Annotated in this window: 19 protein-coding genes; 13 read left to right on the top strand and 6 right to left on the bottom strand. The window is 66.0% G+C overall.

Annotated elements, in window-relative coordinates:
• Window positions 1–361: 361 nt before the first annotated feature.
• The 4 genes from JYG37_RS19855 to JYG37_RS19840 all read left to right on the top strand — a co-directional run bounded on the left by JYG37_RS19855 (window position 362) and on the right by JYG37_RS19840 (window position 4,510).
• On the top strand, window positions 362–1,897 hold the full coding sequence (locus JYG37_RS19855; RefSeq protein ID WP_050018063.1) for an amino acid permease: 1,536 nt from the start codon (window positions 362–364) through the stop codon (window positions 1,895–1,897).
• 263 nt (window positions 1,898–2,160) lie between these two features.
• A complete protein-coding gene (locus tag JYG37_RS19850) occupies window positions 2,161–2,406 on the top strand; it encodes a DUF3717 domain-containing protein (RefSeq protein WP_047901546.1) in 246 nt (81 codons plus the stop codon).
• A 264-nt stretch (window positions 2,407–2,670) separates the two neighbouring features.
• On the top strand, window positions 2,671–3,588 hold the full coding sequence (locus JYG37_RS19845) for a LysR family transcriptional regulator (protein WP_050018064.1): 918 nt from the start codon (window positions 2,671–2,673) through the stop codon (window positions 3,586–3,588).
• 109 nt (window positions 3,589–3,697) lie between these two features.
• Window positions 3,698–4,510: an alpha/beta fold hydrolase gene (locus JYG37_RS19840; RefSeq protein ID WP_213345759.1), complete on the top strand. Its 813-nt coding sequence runs from the start codon at window positions 3,698–3,700 to the stop codon at window positions 4,508–4,510.
• 40 nt (window positions 4,511–4,550) lie between these two features.
• On the opposite strand, the gene JYG37_RS19835 is transcribed toward JYG37_RS19840, so the two are convergent.
• On the bottom strand, window positions 4,551–4,904 hold the full coding sequence (locus tag JYG37_RS19835) for a hypothetical protein (protein ID WP_050018066.1): 354 nt from the start codon (window positions 4,902–4,904) through the stop codon (window positions 4,551–4,553).
• A gap of 258 nt (window positions 4,905–5,162) precedes the next feature.
• Entirely contained in the window at window positions 5,163–5,783 is a 621-nt protein-coding gene (locus JYG37_RS19830; RefSeq protein WP_124631238.1) for a TetR/AcrR family transcriptional regulator, read from the bottom strand.
• Between the two features lie 91 nt (window positions 5,784–5,874).
• Here JYG37_RS19830 and JYG37_RS19825 point away from each other — a divergent pair, with 91 nt between their 5' ends.
• Complete coding sequence (locus tag JYG37_RS19825) at window positions 5,875–7,116, top strand: glycosyltransferase (protein WP_213346120.1); 1,242 nt, start codon at window positions 5,875–5,877, stop codon at window positions 7,114–7,116.
• 15 nt (window positions 7,117–7,131) lie between these two features.
• On the opposite strand, the gene hutC is transcribed toward JYG37_RS19825, so the two are convergent.
• From hutC to JYG37_RS19810, 3 genes are all read right to left on the bottom strand, one after another.
• Complete coding sequence (hutC, locus tag JYG37_RS19820) at window positions 7,132–7,827, bottom strand: histidine utilization transcriptional repressor HutC (protein WP_050018069.1); 696 nt, start codon at window positions 7,825–7,827, stop codon at window positions 7,132–7,134.
• Between the two features lie 182 nt (window positions 7,828–8,009).
• Window positions 8,010–9,137: a porin gene (locus tag JYG37_RS19815; protein WP_213345758.1), complete on the bottom strand. Its 1,128-nt coding sequence runs from the start codon at window positions 9,135–9,137 to the stop codon at window positions 8,010–8,012.
• 135 nt (window positions 9,138–9,272) lie between these two features.
• On the bottom strand, window positions 9,273–9,584 hold the full coding sequence (locus JYG37_RS19810; protein WP_080334418.1) for a hypothetical protein: 312 nt from the start codon (window positions 9,582–9,584) through the stop codon (window positions 9,273–9,275).
• Window positions 9,585–10,229: 645 nt separating this feature from the next.
• Between JYG37_RS19810 and JYG37_RS19805 the strand changes: the two genes are divergently transcribed.
• From JYG37_RS19805 to JYG37_RS19790, 4 genes are all read left to right on the top strand, one after another.
• Window positions 10,230–10,919 (top strand): ABC transporter permease, encoded by a 690-nt coding sequence (locus tag JYG37_RS19805; RefSeq protein WP_050018072.1) that lies wholly within the window; start codon window positions 10,230–10,232, stop codon window positions 10,917–10,919.
• The gene (locus JYG37_RS19800; RefSeq protein ID WP_124554511.1) at window positions 10,916–11,629 is read left to right on the top strand and encodes an ABC transporter permease; all 714 of its coding nucleotides are present in this window, start codon (window positions 10,916–10,918) and stop codon (window positions 11,627–11,629) included. The genes JYG37_RS19805 and JYG37_RS19800 overlap by 4 nt, the downstream gene beginning before the upstream one ends.
• A 33-nt stretch (window positions 11,630–11,662) precedes the next feature.
• Window positions 11,663–12,430 carry an ABC transporter ATP-binding protein gene (locus tag JYG37_RS19795; protein WP_050018074.1) on the top strand — a complete coding sequence of 256 codons (768 nt, stop codon included), beginning with the start codon at window positions 11,663–11,665 and terminating at the stop codon, window positions 12,428–12,430.
• Between the two features lie 82 nt (window positions 12,431–12,512).
• Window positions 12,513–12,947, top strand: coding sequence for a cupin domain-containing protein (locus tag JYG37_RS19790; RefSeq protein WP_213345757.1), 435 nt, complete (start codon window positions 12,513–12,515; stop codon window positions 12,945–12,947).
• A gap of 190 nt (window positions 12,948–13,137) precedes the next feature.
• On the opposite strand, the gene JYG37_RS19785 is transcribed toward JYG37_RS19790, so the two are convergent.
• A complete protein-coding gene (locus JYG37_RS19785; protein ID WP_213345756.1) occupies window positions 13,138–14,502 on the bottom strand; it encodes a polyhydroxyalkanoate depolymerase in 1,365 nt (454 codons plus the stop codon).
• A 284-nt stretch (window positions 14,503–14,786) separates the two neighbouring features.
• On the opposite strand from JYG37_RS19785, the gene JYG37_RS19780 reads away from it, so the two are divergent.
• From JYG37_RS19780 to JYG37_RS19765, 4 genes are all read left to right on the top strand, one after another.
• Window positions 14,787–15,449: a glutathione S-transferase family protein gene (locus tag JYG37_RS19780; RefSeq protein WP_050018077.1), complete on the top strand. Its 663-nt coding sequence runs from the start codon at window positions 14,787–14,789 to the stop codon at window positions 15,447–15,449.
• 238 nt (window positions 15,450–15,687) lie between these two features.
• Entirely contained in the window at window positions 15,688–16,938 is a 1,251-nt protein-coding gene (locus JYG37_RS19775; RefSeq protein ID WP_213345755.1) for a Crp/Fnr family transcriptional regulator, read from the top strand.
• Window positions 16,939–16,951: 13 nt separating this feature from the next.
• On the top strand, window positions 16,952–17,716 hold the full coding sequence (locus JYG37_RS19770; RefSeq protein ID WP_089436092.1) for a flagellar motor protein: 765 nt from the start codon (window positions 16,952–16,954) through the stop codon (window positions 17,714–17,716).
• 70 nt (window positions 17,717–17,786) lie between these two features.
• Entirely contained in the window at window positions 17,787–18,458 is a 672-nt protein-coding gene (locus JYG37_RS19765) for an OmpA/MotB family protein (protein WP_213345754.1), read from the top strand.
• The last annotated feature ends 33 nt before the right edge of the window (window positions 18,459–18,491 follow it).

Genomic DNA, 18,491 nt, shown 5'->3' with positions numbered 1-18,491 from the left:
CATAATCATCAGTCGATTTTGCCTATTGCCGCGGCATTTGGCGGATCGGGACAGGATTACAGGGTCTCCGAAGAATCGAAAATCGAATGACCCGATCGGAGTCGTGGTTTTTGCGACGTGTGGCGAAAGGGCGACGGCCGGCGCGGCCAACCCGTTGATTCCGCAAAATCTCCGGCATGGCGGTGGGCGGCGCGACCTCAGCTGTCCCCCTATCGAATCAGGTAGAATCCGCGCTTCGCCGCAGGCGCCCGCCGCGCAACGCGTATCGGGGCCGCATCGAATGCATCGCAGGACGCGCACCGCGCTCCGATTCCGCATGCGCCGGCTACGGATGCCGGCCCGCTCAACGTTCGTCTCGTTTATGTCCGCCATTCCGAATTCCGACCCACCCGGTTCGTCCGCGAACCCACCCAAGCTTCATCGCGCGCTGAAGGCGCGCCACCTGACGATGATCGCCATCGGCGGCTCGATCGGCACGGGCCTGTTCGTCGCATCCGGCGCGTCGATCTCGCAGGCTGGCCCCGGCGGCGCGATGGTCGCGTACATGCTGATCGGCCTGATGGTCTACTTCCTGATGACGAGCCTCGGCGAGATGGCCGCGTTCATGCCGGTGTCGGGTTCGTTCGCGACCTACGGCGCGAAATACGTGGACGAAGGCTTCGGCTTCGCGCTCGGCTGGAACTACTGGTACAACTGGGCGGTGACGATCGCGGTGGAGCTCGTCGCCGCGCAGCTCGTGATGCACTACTGGTTTCCGGACGTGCCGGGCGTGTGGTGGAGCGCGGCGTTCCTCGCCGTGATGTTCCTGCTCAATGCGCTCACCGTGCGCGGCTTCGGCGAGGCCGAATACTGGTTCGCGCTGATCAAGGTCGTCACGGTGGTCGCGTTCATCGGCGTTGGCCTGCTGATGATCTTCGGCATTCTGAAGGGCGCGCCGGCGAACGGCTGGGGCAATCTGACGATCGGCGACGCGCCGTTCGCGGGCGGCCTGCCGGCGCTGATGGGCGTCGCGATGATCGCGGGCTTCTCGTTCCAGGGCACCGAGCTGATCGGCGTCGCGGCCGGCGAATCGGAGCACCCGCGCACGACGATTCCGCGCGCGGTGCGCCAGGTGTTCTGGCGGATCCTGCTGTTCTACGTGTTCGCGATCTTCGTGATCGGCGTGCTGATTCCGTATACCGACCCGAACCTGCTGAAGACGGACGTGACCGACATCGGCGTGAGCCCGTTCACGCTCGTGTTCCGCCACGCCGGCCTCGCGTTCGCGGCCGGCGTGATGAACGCGGTGATCCTGACGGCCGTGCTGTCGGCCGGGAATTCGGGCATGTACGCGTCCACGCGGATGCTCTACAACCTCGCCACCGAAGGCCGCGCGCCGAAGGTGTTCGCGAAGCTGTCGCCGGGCGGCGTGCCGCGCAACGCACTGTACGCGACCACCGCCGTCGGCGCGCTGTGCTTCTTCACGTCGCTGTACGGCGACAAGACCGTGTACCTGTGGCTGCTGAACACGTCGGGGATGACGGGCTTCATCGCGTGGCTCGGCATCGCGGTCAGCCACTACCGGTTCCGCAAGGGGTACGTGAAGCAGGGTTATTCGCTCGACCAGTTGCCGTACCAGTCGAAGTGGTTCCCGTTCGGCCCGCTGTTCGCGTTCGTGCTGTGCCTCGTGATCGCGCTCGGCCAGGATTACCAGGCGTTCCTCGCGAACCGGATCGACTGGGCCGGCGTGACCGCGACCTATGTCGGCATTCCGCTGTTCGTGGTCGTGTGGCTCGGCTTCCGGCTCCTGAAGAAGAGCCGGTTCGTGCGCTACGAGGACATGGAGATCGCGCCGTGGATCGCCGCGAATCGCGGCGCGCAGCGGCAGCCGGTGGCGAACCGCGAAACCGCGGGCTGACGCCGGCGCGGCAGGCAGCCGCGCGATGGCGACGAAACGGGAAGCCGCGCGCTTCCCGTTTTTTTTGCCGGGCTTTTGCCTGCGCGGGGTCAAAGCCGGTTATATTGCCCGACCCTACCGGGCCGCGGCCCGGCCGGCGCGACAGGCGCGGCGCGGATCGGCATCCGGCGCGCGCGGCGCGCGGCGGCCGGCGAGACGCCCGGCGTTTTCATCGCTCCAGCCGGGCCGGCATGGCCCGCGGAGCGCGCAACCCAGAGGAATTCATGAGCGCATCACCCGCCGAGCGGAAGGCCGGACCCGTTTCCATCGTGCGAATCGAAGCCGCGATCAACGCGTGGCGCGAAGTGTATCCGCCGGCGCCGGACGGCGAGGACGGCTACGCGCTCGACGCCGGCAGCAACTGCCTGGCCGAGCTGTACGGCACGATGATCTGCTATCAGTTGCCCGACGTGCCGCTCGACACGCTGAGTAACGAGCAGCGCGACGCGCTGTATGCGACCGAGGTGTGATGCGGTGCGCACGATGCCGCGGCGCGGCGTCGGTGAACGAACGGGAAGCCTCGCGGCTTCCCGTTTTGCTTTGCGCGGCCCCGGACGTCGCCGCCAGCACGACGCTGCTCGAGCCGGGATCGGCGCCGGCTGAGGTATCGTGACGGGATCGGCAAGCAGGCGATCGAGGAGGCCGGTACGGATAGCCGGCAAGGGTGAGCGGTGCGGGCGCTGCCCGCGCGGTGCCGGATGAGCGTCCGTCGCCTGTCCCGGGAGGATTCGAACATGGAGTTGAGACACCTCCGCTACTTCGTCGCGGTGGCCGAAGAGCGGAATTTCACGCGGGCGGCGGAACGGCTGCATATCGCGCAGCCGCCGCTGAGCCGGCAGATCCAGCAGCTCGAGGAAGCGCTCGGCGTGCCGCTGTTCGAGCGCACCGCGCGGCCGCTGAAGCTGACCGATGCCGGACGCTTCTTCTATTCGCACGCGGTGCAGTTGCTCGCGCAGACCACCGAACTCGAATCGATGACGAAGCGGGTCGGCAAGATCGAGCGCAGCATGTCGGTCGGTTTCGTCGGCTCGACGCTGTACGGGATGCTGCCGAAGATCATCCGGCGCTTTCGCAGCGAATATCCGGCCGTCGAATTGAGCCTGCACGAGATGTCGACGATGGACCAGATCAAGGCGCTGAAGGAAGGGCGCATCGACGTCGGGTTCGGGCGCATCCGCCACGAGGATCCGAGCGTGCGGCGCGTCGTGCTGCGCGAGGAGAGGATGATCGTCGCGCTGCCGGTCGGCCACGTGCTCGACAGCGCGAAGCCCGTGCTGTCGCTGCACGATCTCGTCAACGACACGCTGATCATCTTTCCGAAGGCGCCGCGCCCGAGCTACGCGGACCAGGTGCTCGCGGCCTTCCACGATCGCGCGCTGCAACCGCGCAGGATCTACGAGACGCGTGAACTGCAGATCGCGCTCGGCCTCGTCGCGATGGGCGAGGGCGTGTCGGTCGTGCCGCACAGCGTGTACGGGCTCAAGCGCGACGACATCAGCTACAAGCCGCTCGACGATCCGAATCTCGTGTCGCCGATCATCATGAGCATGCGGATGCTGGACGAGTCGGAGGACATTCGCGCGATGCAGGCGCTGATCTACCGGCTGTACGACGAAGCGCAGATGGAGTATCTGCCGCCGCAGCCCGAATGAACGCGTGGCCGATAGGGGCTTGCTTGACGCTGCGCGCGCCGACGGGCCACCATGTCCGGATTCGATGCGGCCGCCGACGGGTGGCCGCTTTCATGCAGACGACCGACACATGACCGATATCGTGACCGAGGAGATGACCGTCGAGACGCCGCAAGGGCGTCTCTTTGCGAAACGCTGGGGTGCGGGGCCGGCGCGGCACGCGGCCGCGCCTGGGCCGGCCGCACCGATCGTGCTGCTGCACGATTCGCTCGGCTGCGTCGATCTATGGCGCGACTTCCCCGCGCAGCTCGCCAGCGCGACGCAACGCGACGTGATCGCATACGACCGTCTTGGTTTCGGCCGTTCGGACTGTCATCCCGGGGTACTCGCCACGACGTTCGTGCGCGACGAGGCCGATCATGCGTTCGTCGCGGTGCTGGATCAACTCGGCGTCGATGCGTTCGTCGCGTTCGGACACAGCGTCGGCGGGGGGATGGCGGTCGGCTGTGCTGCCGCGCAGCCGGCGCGTTGCCGCGCGCTCGTGACGGTCGCCGCGCAGGCGTTCGTCGAGGATCGCACGCTGGCCGGCATTCGCGACGCCGGGCGGCAGTTCGACGAGCCGGGGCAGCTCGACCGGCTCGCGCGCTATCACGGCAACAAGGCCGAATGGGTGCTGCACGCGTGGGTCGACACGTGGCTGTCGCCGGCGTTTCGCGACTGGACTCTCGACGACGACCTGCCGCGCGTGCAGTGCGCGACGCTCGCGATTCACGGCGAGGACGACGAATACGGGTCCGACGTGCATCCGAAGCGGATCGCCGCGCGCGTCGCGGGGCCGTCGTCGTTCCTGTTGCTCGCCCGCTGCGGACACATGCCGCACCGCGAGCGGACGGACGACGTGCTGGCCGCCGTCGCGACGTTGCTGCGCGACGCGGGCCCCTGAGCGCGCTCGCCATCGCCAGCGGGCGTCCGCCCGCTGGCCGTCAGAACGAAAGCTGGATCGCGAGATCGATCGCCAGCAGCGCGATCGACAGACCGATGCCGAGAATCACGTTCGGCAAGCGGTGCTCGAAATCGCGATGATCCTTGCGCATCGCCGCGCCGAGCAGGAAGATCGCCTCGACGACGATCTGCAGCCCGACGAACAGCAGCATCAGCAGATACTCGTAGCCCATCTGCTTGAACGCGACGAACTGCATCCCGTGATCGCGGATCCATTGGCCGACGCGCAGCAGTTCGTAGACGAACAGCAACGCGGGGAACAGGTAACTGATGAAGTAGGTCGGCGCGGTGGCGTGCCGTAGTTCGAGGTGGAAGTGCTGATGCGTGGTGGCCATCACAACCCTCCTTGCAACGCATGATTGCGGTCGCGACGGCGGCGCGTGTCGCGTGCAAACTAGGGGATTGCCCGATGCACAGTGCGCAGCCGTACCGCATCAGCATACTGCTGCGCGGGAAATTTGGCATGCGAAGTGTGCGTTCGTTGTAACAATGTGTGCGCGATGCGCGATGCGCGACGCGTTGGCTGCGTCCCGCGTGCCCGTTGCGCTGCGTTGCATGGCGCCGCGACGTTCTTCCGGGCGTTTGTGCGTGCGTCACCGCTTCGCTTCCGCGCCTTCGATAAACAGCTTCGCGACCGACTGAAACTCCCGTTTCAGCGACAGCCCCGGCACGGTCAGCCAGCGCAGCATCGCCGCGAGATACAGATGATGGAACCAGGTCGCGAGCTGATCTGCCTGCAGCGTGCGGTCCAGTTCGCCGGCCTGCTGGCCGGCTGCGATCAGTTGCTGCCACACCAGCGCGATATCGCTGCCGTTCTCTCCCGCGCGCTCCGGTTCGGCTGCACCAATGCTCAGGAAGCGGTGCCGCAGGTACGCAAGCAGATACACCGGATGTTGTTCGCACCACGCGGCCGACGCGTCGAGCACGCAGCCGATGCGCGACGCAAAGGTCTTGCGCCGCGCGACGTCCTGCTGCAGATGCGCGAGATCGCGCGCGAGTTCGCCCTCGAGCCAGTGCGCGAGCACGGCTTCCTTCGTCGGAAAGTGGTTGTACAGCGTGCGCTTCGCGACGTCGGCCTGCGCGGCGATCTGCTCCATCGTGACGGCATCGTAGCCGTGCGCGTCGAACAGGCGCGCGCCGGTCGCGGCGAGATGCGCGAGCATCTGGATGCGTTTGCGCGCGCGGCGGCCCGGATCGTCGGTCGGAATCGTCATGGCGGGGTTGACTGAAAGTGTACGGATTGCATTAGTATACGACGTGCACTTTTTTGAATCCAACCTTTTCCGCCATGCACGGGGAGCCCGCATGAAACTCGTCATCGCCACCTACGGCACCGAAGGCGACACGCGCCCGCTCGCGGCGCTCGGTCGCGCATTGATGGATGCCGGCCATGACGTCCGGTTGCTCGCCGACGCGGCGACGCTCGGGTCGGCCGCCGCGCTCGGCGTGCCGTCGGCACCGCTGTCCGGCGACATCCGTCGCGCGATCGCGCCGGAAGGCGCGTTGGCCGGTGCGGTGCGCGGGCGCGGCGGCTTCGCCGATACGTCCAAGGCGCTCGCGGCGATCGCGAATGCGAACACGGCCGCGTGGATGCGCGAAGTGGCGGACGCGTCGGCCGGCTGCGACGCGCTGCTCGTGTCGGGGCTCGCGTCGTTCGTCGGGTTGTCGGTCGCCGAATATCGCCGCATCCCGGCGATTGGCACGGGCATGATCCCGATCACGCCGACCGCCGAATTCGCGTCGCCGTTCCTGCCGCCGGGCAAGTTGCCGCGCGGGCTGAATCGCGCGACCCATCGGCTCGTGAATGCGCTGCTGTGGCAGGCGTTCAGGAAGTCGACCAATGCCGCGCGCGCCAGCGTAGGCGGATTGCCGCCGCGCAAGCGCGTGTGGACCGATCATCCGATGCTGTATGGCGTGTCGCCCGCGCTGCTGTCCGGTCCGGCCGACTGGCCGGCGAACGTGCAAGCCTGTGGCCAGTGGCGAATCGATGCGCGTGCGTGGGCGCCGCCGCCCGAACTCGCGGCGTTTCTCGACGCGGGCGAGCCGCCCGTGTACGTCGGTTTCGGCAGCATGGCCGGCTTCGATCGCGCGGCGATGGCCGCGGCGCTGACGCATGCGCTGGCCGGCCGGCGCGCGCTGCTTTATCCGGGCTGGAGCGGCATCGATGCGTCGCTGCTGCCGGCGCACGTTCGCGTGATCGGCGACACGCCGCACGACTGGCTGTTCCCGCGCGTCGCGATGGCGATCCATCACGGCGGCTCGGGCACCACGCATTCGGCCGCACGGGCCGGTATTCCGTCCGTGGTCGTGCCGTTCGCGGGCGATCAGTTCTTCTGGGCGAACCGGCTGCAACGGCTCGGCGTCGCGGATGCGCCGGTGCCGGGCCGGCGCATGGAGGCTGCGGCGCTGGCGCGGGCCATCGTGTTTGCCGAACGGGATGAGACGAAGGCGCGTGCGACGGAACTCGGTACGCTCATCGCGCAAGAAGACGGCTTGAAGCGGGCGGTCAGTGCGATCGAACGATGGGCGCAACCGCGCGCGCGGTAAGCCCGCGCGTCGGCATCAAAAATGCCCGGTGAACCGATAGCGGCTGCCCGGGTGCCACAGATTGGCGACCGACGCGACCAGCCCCTGCGACCACGTGCGCCGATGCAGCAGCAGGCACGGCTCGCGATCGTCCATCGTCAGGTGGCGGCGCGTGTCGGCATCGGGCATCGCGGCCTCGATCCGGTATTCGACGCGCTGCAGCGGCGCGACGCGCGTCAGGTACTGGTTCGGCGTCGTCGCCGTGAAGTCCTGCAACGCGTATTCGGGCGCGCAGGCCGGATTGACCCAGCGTTCCTCGAGTTGCACGGGCGTGTCGTTCTCGAAGTGCAGCACGCGCGAATGGAAGATCGGGCTGCCGGTGTCGAGTTGCAGTTCGTCGGCGAGCTTCGCATCGGCGACGGCCGCGCCGACCAGCAGCACCTGCGCGCGATAGCCGTGGCCGCGCGCGGCGACTTCGTCGGAAATGCTGCGGATCGCGACGAGCGTCGATTCGTATTTCGGCGACGCGACGTACGTGCCGGAGCCGCGCGTGCGCGTGAGCACCTGTTCGGCGGTCAGCTCGCGCAGCGCGCGGTTGACGGTCATCCGAGCGACGTTGAATTCGCGCGCGAGCTCGTTCTCCGACGGCACCTGGTCGCCTTCCGCCCATTCGCCGGCATGAATGCGCGCGAGGATGAAGTCCTTGATTTCCTGATAGATCGGTGTGGTCATGGGATCACGATTCAGAGTCGGCGGCGGGCCGCCGCCGAATGCCGGTCCGGCGCGCGCCCGGCGCCGAGTGTACCGGTTTCGCGAGCGCGCCGGCCCGGATTCCCCGAATGATCCCTGTTCGGCCGGCGCGCGTCCATGCGGGATTGCACAGAGCGGCCGGCCAGTCGACGGCCCGCGCGCGGTCAGAACCGATGCCGGATGCCGATCGTTGCGACTACCTGCGTGCCGGTCGACGAAGCCGCGACCCCCGTGACGTTCGCGAACCCGAGCGTCGCGTCCGACGGCACGCCGAACTGGTGCTGGTACACGGTTTCCGCATACACGTCGGTGCGCTTGCTCAGCGCGTAGTCGGCCATCAGCGTCACCTGGTGCCACTTCGGCCGGTGGCTGCCGGTGGCGTCGTCGTAGCGGCCGTCGGTGAACGTATAGGCGCCCGCGAACGAGACGGCCGGCGTCAGCGCATAGCGCGCGTTGAGTTCGTAGTTGTCGAAGCGCAGCGCATTCAGCGCGCCGGGCAGCGACGACGCGGCCGTCTCGTCGAACATCGTATGCGTCCACAACGCGCCGATCGTCAGCCGGTCGAACGCGTAGCTGCCGCCGGCGCCCATCACGCGCTGCCGGACGGCCGGGAAGTTCGGCGCGTCGTTCGTCGACAATGCGCCGCCGGTCGTCAGGCCGCCGCGGTTGAGTTGCAGGTACGCGGCGCCGAGATTGACCGGCCCGTTCGCATACGACACGCCCGCGCTGTATGCGCGGTTGTTCGCGAAGCCGCCGGCCGCGTTGCCGAACCCGTACAGGCCGCCGAACTGCCAGCCGGCGAGCGTCGGGCTCGTGTATTTCACCGCGTTGTCGATGTAGAACGAATCGTCGAGGTTGTCGTTGTCGAACGGATGCGATGCGAGGTTGTTGCCGTCGCCGTTGTTCGCCATCGCGAGCGGGCCCAGATAGTCGACCACGGCGTCGTACTGGCGGCCGAGCGTTAGCGTGCCGTACCGGTCGCTCTGCAGGCCGACGTACGCACGGCGGCCGAATATCGTATTTCGATAGGACTGCGTGCCGTTGTTCAGGTTGAAGCCGCTTTCGAGTCGAAACAGCGCATGCAGACCGCCGCCGAGATCCTCGTTGCCGCTCAGCCCGAAGACCGTGTTCGACAGCAGCCCGCTGCCTTGCTGCCACGCGCTTTTGCCCGACTGGTTGTTCGTATAGGCGATACCGGCATCCAGCATCCCGTAGAGCGTGACGCTGCTTTGCGCATGCGCGGCGGCGCCGACGAATGCGAACGACAGGGTACCGACGACTGCTTTCTTCATTGTGTGTATTTCCTGGAAAGGCCCGTTGCGACGGGAACGGCGACCCGTCACGCGTGCCCGTGCGAACACGCGTGTGCGAATCGATGAAAGGGGAGCGCGTGACGCGTGTTCACGCGCGGCGGCGGCGAACGCCGGCTAGTGCAGCAGGCGGATCGTGCCGAACTCGGCGGCCGGCAGCGCGCGCAGGATCGACAGGATCGCGGGCGACGCCTGCGACCGCGCGACTTCGAGTTCGATGCACGCGCGCCCGGTGCGGCTGTCGATCGTGGCCGTGTAGCCGTTGAGCGCGGCGCCGACGGCCTGATGCAACTGGCGCCGCACGATCGCGAGGTTGTCCGATTCGACGCGAACTGACAGCAGCACGAGTGCGTCCGTGGGAGAGCGACGCCGCGAACGATCGGGCGGCAGATGGCGTGAAGCAGCGGAATCGGTTGTGGTCGGTTTCATGGGCTCATCCCCGGTCACAGCGGGCTCCGCATCGCGGAGATCTCGTGATGGACATGGCCCCCATTCTAGAAATAGCCGTGGCGAGACGGTGTATAGACTCGCCGCGCGCGTGCAAAGGATGCGTAAACGCGCCGTGCCGCGCCGGCCAACGGCCCAAGGCATGATGAGCGCGCGCTGGCGGAGTTATCGTTGGATGAGCGGCTCAGTCGACGAAAGTCTAGACAGCTGCCGCGGCCCGCCCGTACGCCGCGAGAGCGCCATCATTCCGCTTCGTGTAATCCATAAGTAATTGAAAATTAAGGAAAATGCGGCCTATTGCTCCTAATCCGCCGACAATTAGAGATAAACACGGATTGCTGGCCTCGCCCTGAAAAGGCAGAGTTGTCTGTACAACTTGGGGCGTCGCCGGAACGAGCGATTTCCCCGGTTGGAAGGGTTCACGGCGCTCAGCTTGACCGGAACCCGCACCAGTTCGCCTCTGATAGGAACGCCATGAAGAAACTCGCGCTCGGTATTGCCCTCGCCACGCCCTTCGCGTGACGCGCCCGGCTTGATGAGCAGGCCGCATCACGTCGTGCGCAGAACTCGTTTGATACGCGCTTAATGGCTATTGACAATCCAGCCACATCGTTCTGGATCCCTAATATGATCTTCCAAGGATTTGGCCCGCTGCTGTGGGCCGGCACGGTCGAGACCGTGAAGCTCGCGGTGCTGTCGCTCGCCGCGTCGCTGATACTGGGCCTCGCCGGCGCGGCCGCGAAACTGTCGGCCAACCGCGCGCTCAAGTCGGTCGGCACGTTCTACACGACGCTGATCCGCGCGGTGCCCGACCTCGTGCTGATGCTGCTGCTGTTCTACGGGATCCAGATCCTGCTGAACGACGTGACCGACGTGCTCGGCTGGGACCAGATCGACATCGACCCGTTCGTGGCCGGCGTCGTGACGCTCGGCTTCATCTACGGCGCGTACTTTACCGAGACGTTCCGCGGTGCGTTCCTCGCGGTGCCGCGCGGCCAGCTCGAAGCGGGCTTCGCGTACGGGATGAGCGGTTGGCGCGTGTTTTACCGCATCCTGTTCCCGCAGATGATGCGCTTCGCGCTGCCGGGCATCGGCAATAACTGGCAGGTGCTCGTGAAAGCCACCGCGCTCGTGTCGATCATCGGCCTCGCCGACGTCGTGAAGGCGTCGCAGGACGCGGGCAAGAGCACGCTCGATTTCTTCTTTTTCACGCTCGCGGCAGGCGCGATCTACCTCGCGATCACGACGGTGTCCAACGTCGTGCTGCACCACCTCGAGAAGCGTTATTCCGTCGGTGTCCGGAGGCTTGCACTGTGATCGAACTCGTCGGCCAGTACTGGCAAAGCTATCTCTATTCCGACGGCTACCGCTTCAGCGGCCTCGCGATCACGCTGTGGCTGCTGGTCGTGTCGATCGCGCTCGGTTTCGCGCTCGCCGTGCCGCTCGCGATCGCGCGTGCGTCGTCGAACCGCTGGATCTCCGGCCCCGTGTGGCTCTATACGTACGTGTTCCGCGGCACGCCGCTCTACGTGCAACTGCTGATGTGCTACACGGGCATCTACAGCCTGCAGGTCGTGCACGACCACGTGCTGCTCGACACGTTCTTCCGCAACGCGATGAACTGCACGCTGCTCGCGTTCGTGCTGAACGAATGCGCGTATGCGACCGAGATCTTCGCGGGCGCGATCAAGGCGACGTCGGCCGGCGAGATCGAGGCCGGGATGGCGTACGGAATGTCGCGCTTCAAGCTCTATACGCGCATCATCCTGCCGTCCGCGCTGCGCCGCTCGCTGCCGAGCTACAGCAACGAAGTGATCCTGATGCTGCACGCGACGACGCTCGCGTTCACCGCGACCGTGCCCGACATCCTGAAGGTCACGCGCGACGTCAATTCGGCGACGTACATGTCGTTCCAGGCCTACGGCATCGCGGCCGTGCTGTACGCGGTCGTCGTATTCGCGCTCATCTGGGCGTTCCGCAAGCTCGAGACGCGCTGGCTCGCGTACCTCGCGCCGCGCGGCCATTAACGCATTCGCAAGATCCGCAACGAAGGACCCCGCATGTACAAGCTTACCGTTGACAACCTGCACAAGAAATTCGGCGACAACGAGGTGTTGAAGGGCGTGTCGATGAAGGCGAAGGCCGGCGACGTGATCAGCATCATCGGCTCGAGCGGCTCCGGCAAGAGCACGTTCCTGCGCTGCATCAACTTCCTCGAGCAGCCGTGCTCGGGGCAGATCACGATCGGCAGCGAGCCGATCCAGACCCTGCGCGATCGCAACGGCTCGCTGCGCGTGGCCGACCAGAAGCAACTGCAGCGCATGCGCACGAAGCTGTCGATGGTATTCCAGCACTTCAACCTGTGGGCGCACATGACGGTGCTCGAGAACGTGATCGAGGCGCCGATGGCCGTGCTCGGCGTCGGTAAGGACGAGGCGATCGCGCGGGCGCGCCAGTATCTGGAGAAGGTCGGGCTCGCGCCGCGCGTCGAGGGCATGTATCCGTCACACCTGTCGGGCGGCCAGCAGCAGCGCGTCGCGATCGCGCGCGCGCTGGCGATGGAGCCGGAAGTGATGCTGTTCGACGAGCCGACGTCGGCGCTCGACCCGGAATTGGTGGGCGAAGTGCTGAAGGTGATGCAGAAGCTCGCCGAAGAAGGCCGGACGATGGTCGTCGTCACGCACGAGATGGGCTTCGCGCGCAACGTGTCGAACCACGTGATCTTCCTGCATCAGGGGAAGATCGAGGAAGAGGGCGATCCGCAGCAGATTCTCGTGAATCCGAAAAGCGAGCGGCTCGGGCAGTTTCTGTCGGGGCGGTTGAAGTAAGGAAGCGCACGGTTTCGCGCCGTCGCAAACTGGAACGCTTAATGCTTGTCTCGCGTGATCCTTTCGATGAAGGAGCATCGCGATGAGCACGCCGACCACCACCGCTTTTTCCCACGTGAAGCCGCAGGACACCGTCTATCAAGGCGAGGGCCTGCGCGACTTCTTCCTGTACCGCGATCTCGGTATCGCCGCCGCGACGAACGGCAAGGTCGTCGCGCAACTCGTCAGGGCCAATCATGCACCGGCGGCGGGCACCGGCTGGCACCGTCACGAGGCCGAATTCCATATCGTGATCATGCTGAAGGGCTGGGCGCGCTTCATGTACGGCGAACAGGAAACGCTGGTGGCGGCAGGAGACTGCGTGCACCAGGCGCCGGGAATCGTTCACTACCTGTTCGACTACTCGCCGGACATGGAGTATCTGGAGATCGTCGGGCCTGCCGACTTCAAATCGATCGACGTCGACGGCCCGTGTGCCGTGCCGGAGCCGACGCCGTGGGGCGAGGTCGGTGCGTAGCGTGCCGGTTGGGTGTGCGTTTTCGACGAACCGCCTGCATTCAGGCGGTTTTTTATTGGTGCGCCGACATCCGCGACTTGCCTTCCGCTTCCGCCTAGCCGGCCCGGCGCGTGAGTGGTTCGCTCGCGCGTCGTCCGGATGTTGCGGCAAACGTCGCCCCGCCTTTCCGGCGGGGCGATTCACTGTGTCACTATCCGCGTTCAGTTGCGTGATCCGATTGCGCTTCGGTCGCCGCATCGATCCCGGCCGTGCGCGCATCGAGCAGCGCGCGCAGCGTGACGTAATGGGTGCCGCTTGTGTCACCTTCCGCATCCGCGGTGCGATCGTACGGCTCGTTGTCGTGGATCGTCGCCCGCACGATCGGATAGATCTGCGTTTCCCAGCGGCTGCCGTTGAACACGCCGTAGTGCCCCACACCCGTCTGGACATGGTGCGTCTTCAGGTACGACGGTAATCCCGAACACAGTTCCTGCGCGGCCACCGTCTGGCCCACCGCGCAGATATCGTCCTTCTCGCCTTCGACCGTCAACAGCGCGGTGCGATGAATCGCTGCCGGTTCGACGAGCCTGTCGCCCACCGTCAGCTCGCCGCGCGCGAGCGCGTACTGCTGGAACACCTTCTCGACCGTTTCCAGATAGAACTCCGCGGTGAGATCGGCCGTTGCGAAATATTCGTCGTAGAAATGCCGCAACGTATCGGCTTTCGCGGGGTCGCCTTTCGCGCGTTCGTAGTACAAATCGGCGAACGACGCCGCATGCCGGTCCGGGTTCATCGACATGAACGCGCCCACCTGCACGAAGCCCGGATACACGCACCGCTGCGCGCCGACGAAGCCCGTCGGCACCACGCTGATCAGGTTGTGCGCGAACCACTCGATCGGCTGGCTCGTCGCGAGTTCGTTGACCTTCGTCGGATTCACGCGGCAGTCGATCGGGCCGGCCATCAGCGTGAGGCTCGCCGGCTGAGCGGGATCGCCGCCGGCCGCCATCAGCGAGACTGCCGCGAGCGACGCGACGGTCGGCTGGCAGATCGCGAGCACGTGCGCGTCCGGGCCGATGTGGCGAATGAAGTCGATCACGTGCGTGACGTATTCGTCGAAACCGAAACGTCCGGCCGTCAGCGGGATGTCGCGCGGGTTGTGCCAGTCGGTGATGTACACGTCGTGATCAGCCAGCATCGTGCGCACCGTGCCGCGCAGCAGCGTCGCGAAGTGCCCGGACATCGGCGCGACGATCAGCACGCGCGGCTGGCGCGGGACCGGCCGCGCCTTGCGGAAATGCAGTAGCGTCGCGAACGGCGTGGCCGTGGCCGCTTCCTCGACGATCGGCACCGCTTCGCCGTCGACGACGACCGACGCGATCCCGAACGGCGGCCGCCGGTGCGAGAACGCGCAGCATTCGAGCAGTTCGCACAGCGCATCGACCATGCGGCCTGTCGGCGTCGATGTCGCCGGTGGCCACAGCGACATCGTTGCGCGCGTCGCGGCCGCCCATGCACGCGCCGGACGCAGGCATTCCGCAGACCATTGATAAAACGGATAGGCAAGCAGATTCATGACCTTCGCTCGTGACGCCGCATTGCAATGAACGAGGCAAGCCGTATGCCAGCATGCGGCTGGCACGCGCGTTGCAGCGGTTCGGGAGCGCGGCGATGCGCGCGGTAGGTAGTGAGCAGGGCGAAGGCGATGCGTTGCCTTGCTGGTCGGGCGCGCGACACGTGCGGCGATGCCGTGCGACGTTGCGCCAGTTCGGCGTACGGACCGCACAGGCGTGGTGCGCGGTCCGACGGCGCGTCCGTTTACGGTGCAGGGGCACGAACGACATTCTGCAGGGGAGTGGTATGGAATCCAACGCACGAACGACGCTGACCATCAGCAGTCGCAATTACTCGTCGTGGTCGATGCGCGGCTGGTTGCTCGCAAAGCTGAGCGGCCTCGCGTTCGAGACGATCAGCGTGCCGATCGATGCCACGTCGCGCGCCGAGCTGCTGCTGCTGTCGCCATCGATTCTCGTGCCGTGCCTGACGCACGACGGCAACGCGGTGTGGGACACGCTCGCGATCGCCGAATACCTGAACGAGATCCGCCCGCAGGCGCGGCTGCTGCCCGACGAGCGCCACGCACGCGCGCATTGCCGGTCAATCTGCGGCGAGATGCATTCCGGCTTCAGCGCATTGCGATCCGCGCTGCCGATGAACCTGCGCGGACATTTCCCCGGCTTCCGGATCTGGTCGCGCGCGCAGCACGACATCGAGCGGATCGTGACGATCTGGCGCGAGTGTCTGGCCGAGTACGGTGGCCCCTGGTTGTTCGGCGCGGAGATCGGCATCGCCGATGCGATGTACGCGCCGGTCGTCACGCGCTTTTTGACCTACGACGTGAAGCTCGAACCGGATGTCGCCGAGTACTGCATGCGCGTGCTGGCGCATCCGTTCGTTGCCGAGTGGATCGACGCGGCGAAGGCCGAGCACGAAGACATCGACGAACTCGACATGGAGTTCTGACGCGTGTGATCGCGGCGCGCTTTCAATTTCACTACAGGCGCACGCGACGAAACGAACGATCGATGGACGTGCGCAACTCGCAAACGTTTCACCTTGATTTCGGTTCAAAACGAGCACGAATGTCCTAAAGGGCGTTGCGCCCGATGACGTAAACAAGTCACGGGGATGACTCGCGATCGCATGCTTCAGACGTGCGACGCGCAGTCCGCAATAACCAGCGCAGCAGGGGGATCGACTTGTGAATCGTCAGCAATCGTGGACGCGTACCGCCGCGCCCGGGGAAATCATTTACTCGGAGGGCTTCGCGGGCGAGCCCGTCATCTTCCTCATTACCGACGGCAAGGTCGAGCTGTCCACGCGCTGCGACGACAAGCGCGTGATCGTCGCGACGCTCGGCCGCGGCGAGTTCTTCGGCGAATCGGCGCTGCTCGCCGCCGAACCGCGAGCGCATACCGCGAAGGCGCTGTCGTTCTGTCAGCTCACGGTCGTGCCGGCCGGCATCCTCGATGAAGAAATCGAGCGCGTGTCCGCACTGCTGCGTCATATCGTGCGAACGATGATCCGCCGCGTGAAACGCAAGGATGACCAACTCGCGACCTATACGCATGCCGACTTCATGCCGGGCGTGCTGTCGTATGCGCACGTGTTGTCGCTGATGGCCGGCGCCGATGCGCGCGACCCGGGCGACACGTGGGCGCGCCGACCGATGCAGGCGCATGCGGCCGAAACCTCCGTGCCGCTCGCCGAAGTGATCCGCAAATGCCGCGCGATTGCCGGCCATTCGCGGCCGCACGTGCTCGCGATGCTGCGACGCATGGAAAAGCTCAACCTCGTCACGATCGAAGCCGCGCAGGGCGACGGCGCTGGTGGCGCAACCGACTACGCGGCTTCGTCGGATGCGCGCCAGGTCGTCACGTTCGACGCCGCACGCGTGATCGACCGCGCGCAGCAGGTCGCCGATCACGATCTCGACGTGTCGATCAACAGCGAACTCGAACTCATCGAACTGGCCGATCTCGAATCGCTGATCGGCGTCGACAAGACGCTGCTGCTCAACAAGCTGTCGAACGGCGAGATCGCGGAAGAAGTGTTCGCGTTTCGCAAATCGAAGGTGCTCAACTACGTCGAACAAAAGGGCGTTGCGTACTTCTCGCGTCGCAATGGCCGCCGCGGCGGCGACGTGCGCGCGCTCGAGGATCTCGTGTGGATCGACCAGCGCACGCTGTTCGACGTGATCAGCGCATTCGATACGTACGACCTCGCGAAACTGATCGCGAATCTCGACGATCGCGCGGTGGCCGACAAACTGTTTTCCGTGATGACCGAGGCGCGGCGCAACGAGGTGTCGTGGGTGATGCGCCGCGAACTCAAGCTCGATCCGGTCGAGATCGAGGACATCGAGCAGCGCGTGCTGGAGGCCGTACGCGCGGCGAAGGCGCCTGCGGCGGGTGCGATGTCCGTCGCGTCGACATTGTCGTCTGACGCGTGATACGGAGGCGCATATGGATCTGTTGACCCTGGTCGGTGTAGTGCTGGGCGGCGCGGCGATCGTGTTTGGGTTCGCGCTGGAAGGCGGGCATTTCTCGATGCTGTTTCAGTTCGAGGCGCTCGTGATCGTGCTCGGCGGCACGCTCGGCGCGGTGATGATCCAGAACACGTGGGCGCGCTTCTTCGACGCGGTGAAGCAGTTGCGGCTCGCGTTCGTGCGCGCACGCGAAGTCGATCGCAAGAACCTGTCCGACCTGCTCGAATGGGGCGACCGCGCGAAGCTCGACGGGCTGCTCGCGTTTGAGTCGATGGACGTGAGCGGCATTCACCCGTTCGCGCGACGCGGGCTCGAACTGCTGGCGAACGGCGTGTCGACCGCGGTGCTTGAAGATGCGTTGCAGCGCGAACTCGATGCGTACGAACGCAGCCGCTTGGCAGCCGTGCGCGTGTGGCAGCAGGCCGGCGGCTATGCGCCGACCTTCGGCATTCTCGGCTCGGTGCTCGGGCTCGTGCAGGTGACGAGTCATATTCTGGAGCCGGCGCAGCTCGGACCGGGCATCGCGATGGCGTTCGTCGCGACGCTGTATGGGCTCGCGTTCGCGAACCTCGTGTTCCTGCCGCTGTACGGCAAGCTGCGCGCGCAGATCGACAGCGAGATGCGGTTTCGCAAGCTGTATCTCGACGGCTTGCTCGCGATTTCGCGCAAGGAGTCGCCGCATACGATCGAGACGCGGTTGACCGGCGACGTGCGCGGGCGGGCGGCGGAAACGCTGGCGTGATGTTCGTGTGCTTTGTGCTTACGCCTGGGCCTGTATCTGTACCGTTTGACGAACCCGGATTCCCGACAGCATGACTGCTCGAACTGATGGCGCATCCGCTGCCGATCGCGACGATCACGAACTCGAAGGCGCGCACTCCGGGCGCTGGCTGATTTCGTACGCGGATCTGATCACGACGTTGATGGTGCTGTTTCTCGCGCTGTATGTACTTCAGCTCGCGAAATACAACGCGCTCGATGCGCGGTATCAGACGCTTGCGCGGCAGGCGGGTGGTGCTGCGGCTGCCGCGGTCGATGCCGCCAAGTCCGACCCCGCGCCGCCGTGGCTCGCGTTGCTCGATTCGTTGAAGTCGAATGGACGCATTTCGTTGGTGAAGGCGCCGCACGGCGTCGAGATCGGCATCGACGCGAAGATCCTGTTCAACGTCGGCGATGCGCGTTTGCTGCCCGATTCGTCGCCGGTGCTGAACCAGATCGCGCAGGCACTGAGCGAGCATGCAACCGGCGACATCCTCGTCGAAGGCCACACCGACAGCGTGCCAATCGCGAACGCGAAATACGAATCGAACTGGGAGCTTTCGTCGGCGCGCGCGGGGAGTGTGGTGCGCTACCTGACCGAGCGCGGTGTCGCGCCCCATCGGCTGGCGGCGATCGGGCGGGCGGATACGCAGCCGCTTGTTGCGGGGGACGATGCTGGTTCAAGGGCGAGGAACCGGCGCGTCACAATCTTCGTTGCTTACTGACCAGCGCTTCGTATTTGCGTTGTTTCTCGTGCA

The organism is Burkholderia sp. LAS2 (assembly GCF_018417615.1).
In the GTDB taxonomy this organism is placed as follows: Bacteria; Pseudomonadota; Gammaproteobacteria; order Burkholderiales; family Burkholderiaceae; genus Burkholderia; species Burkholderia sola.
Note: the sequence above shows the minus strand (reverse complement) of the source record. Positions and strands in the feature narration are given on the sequence as shown.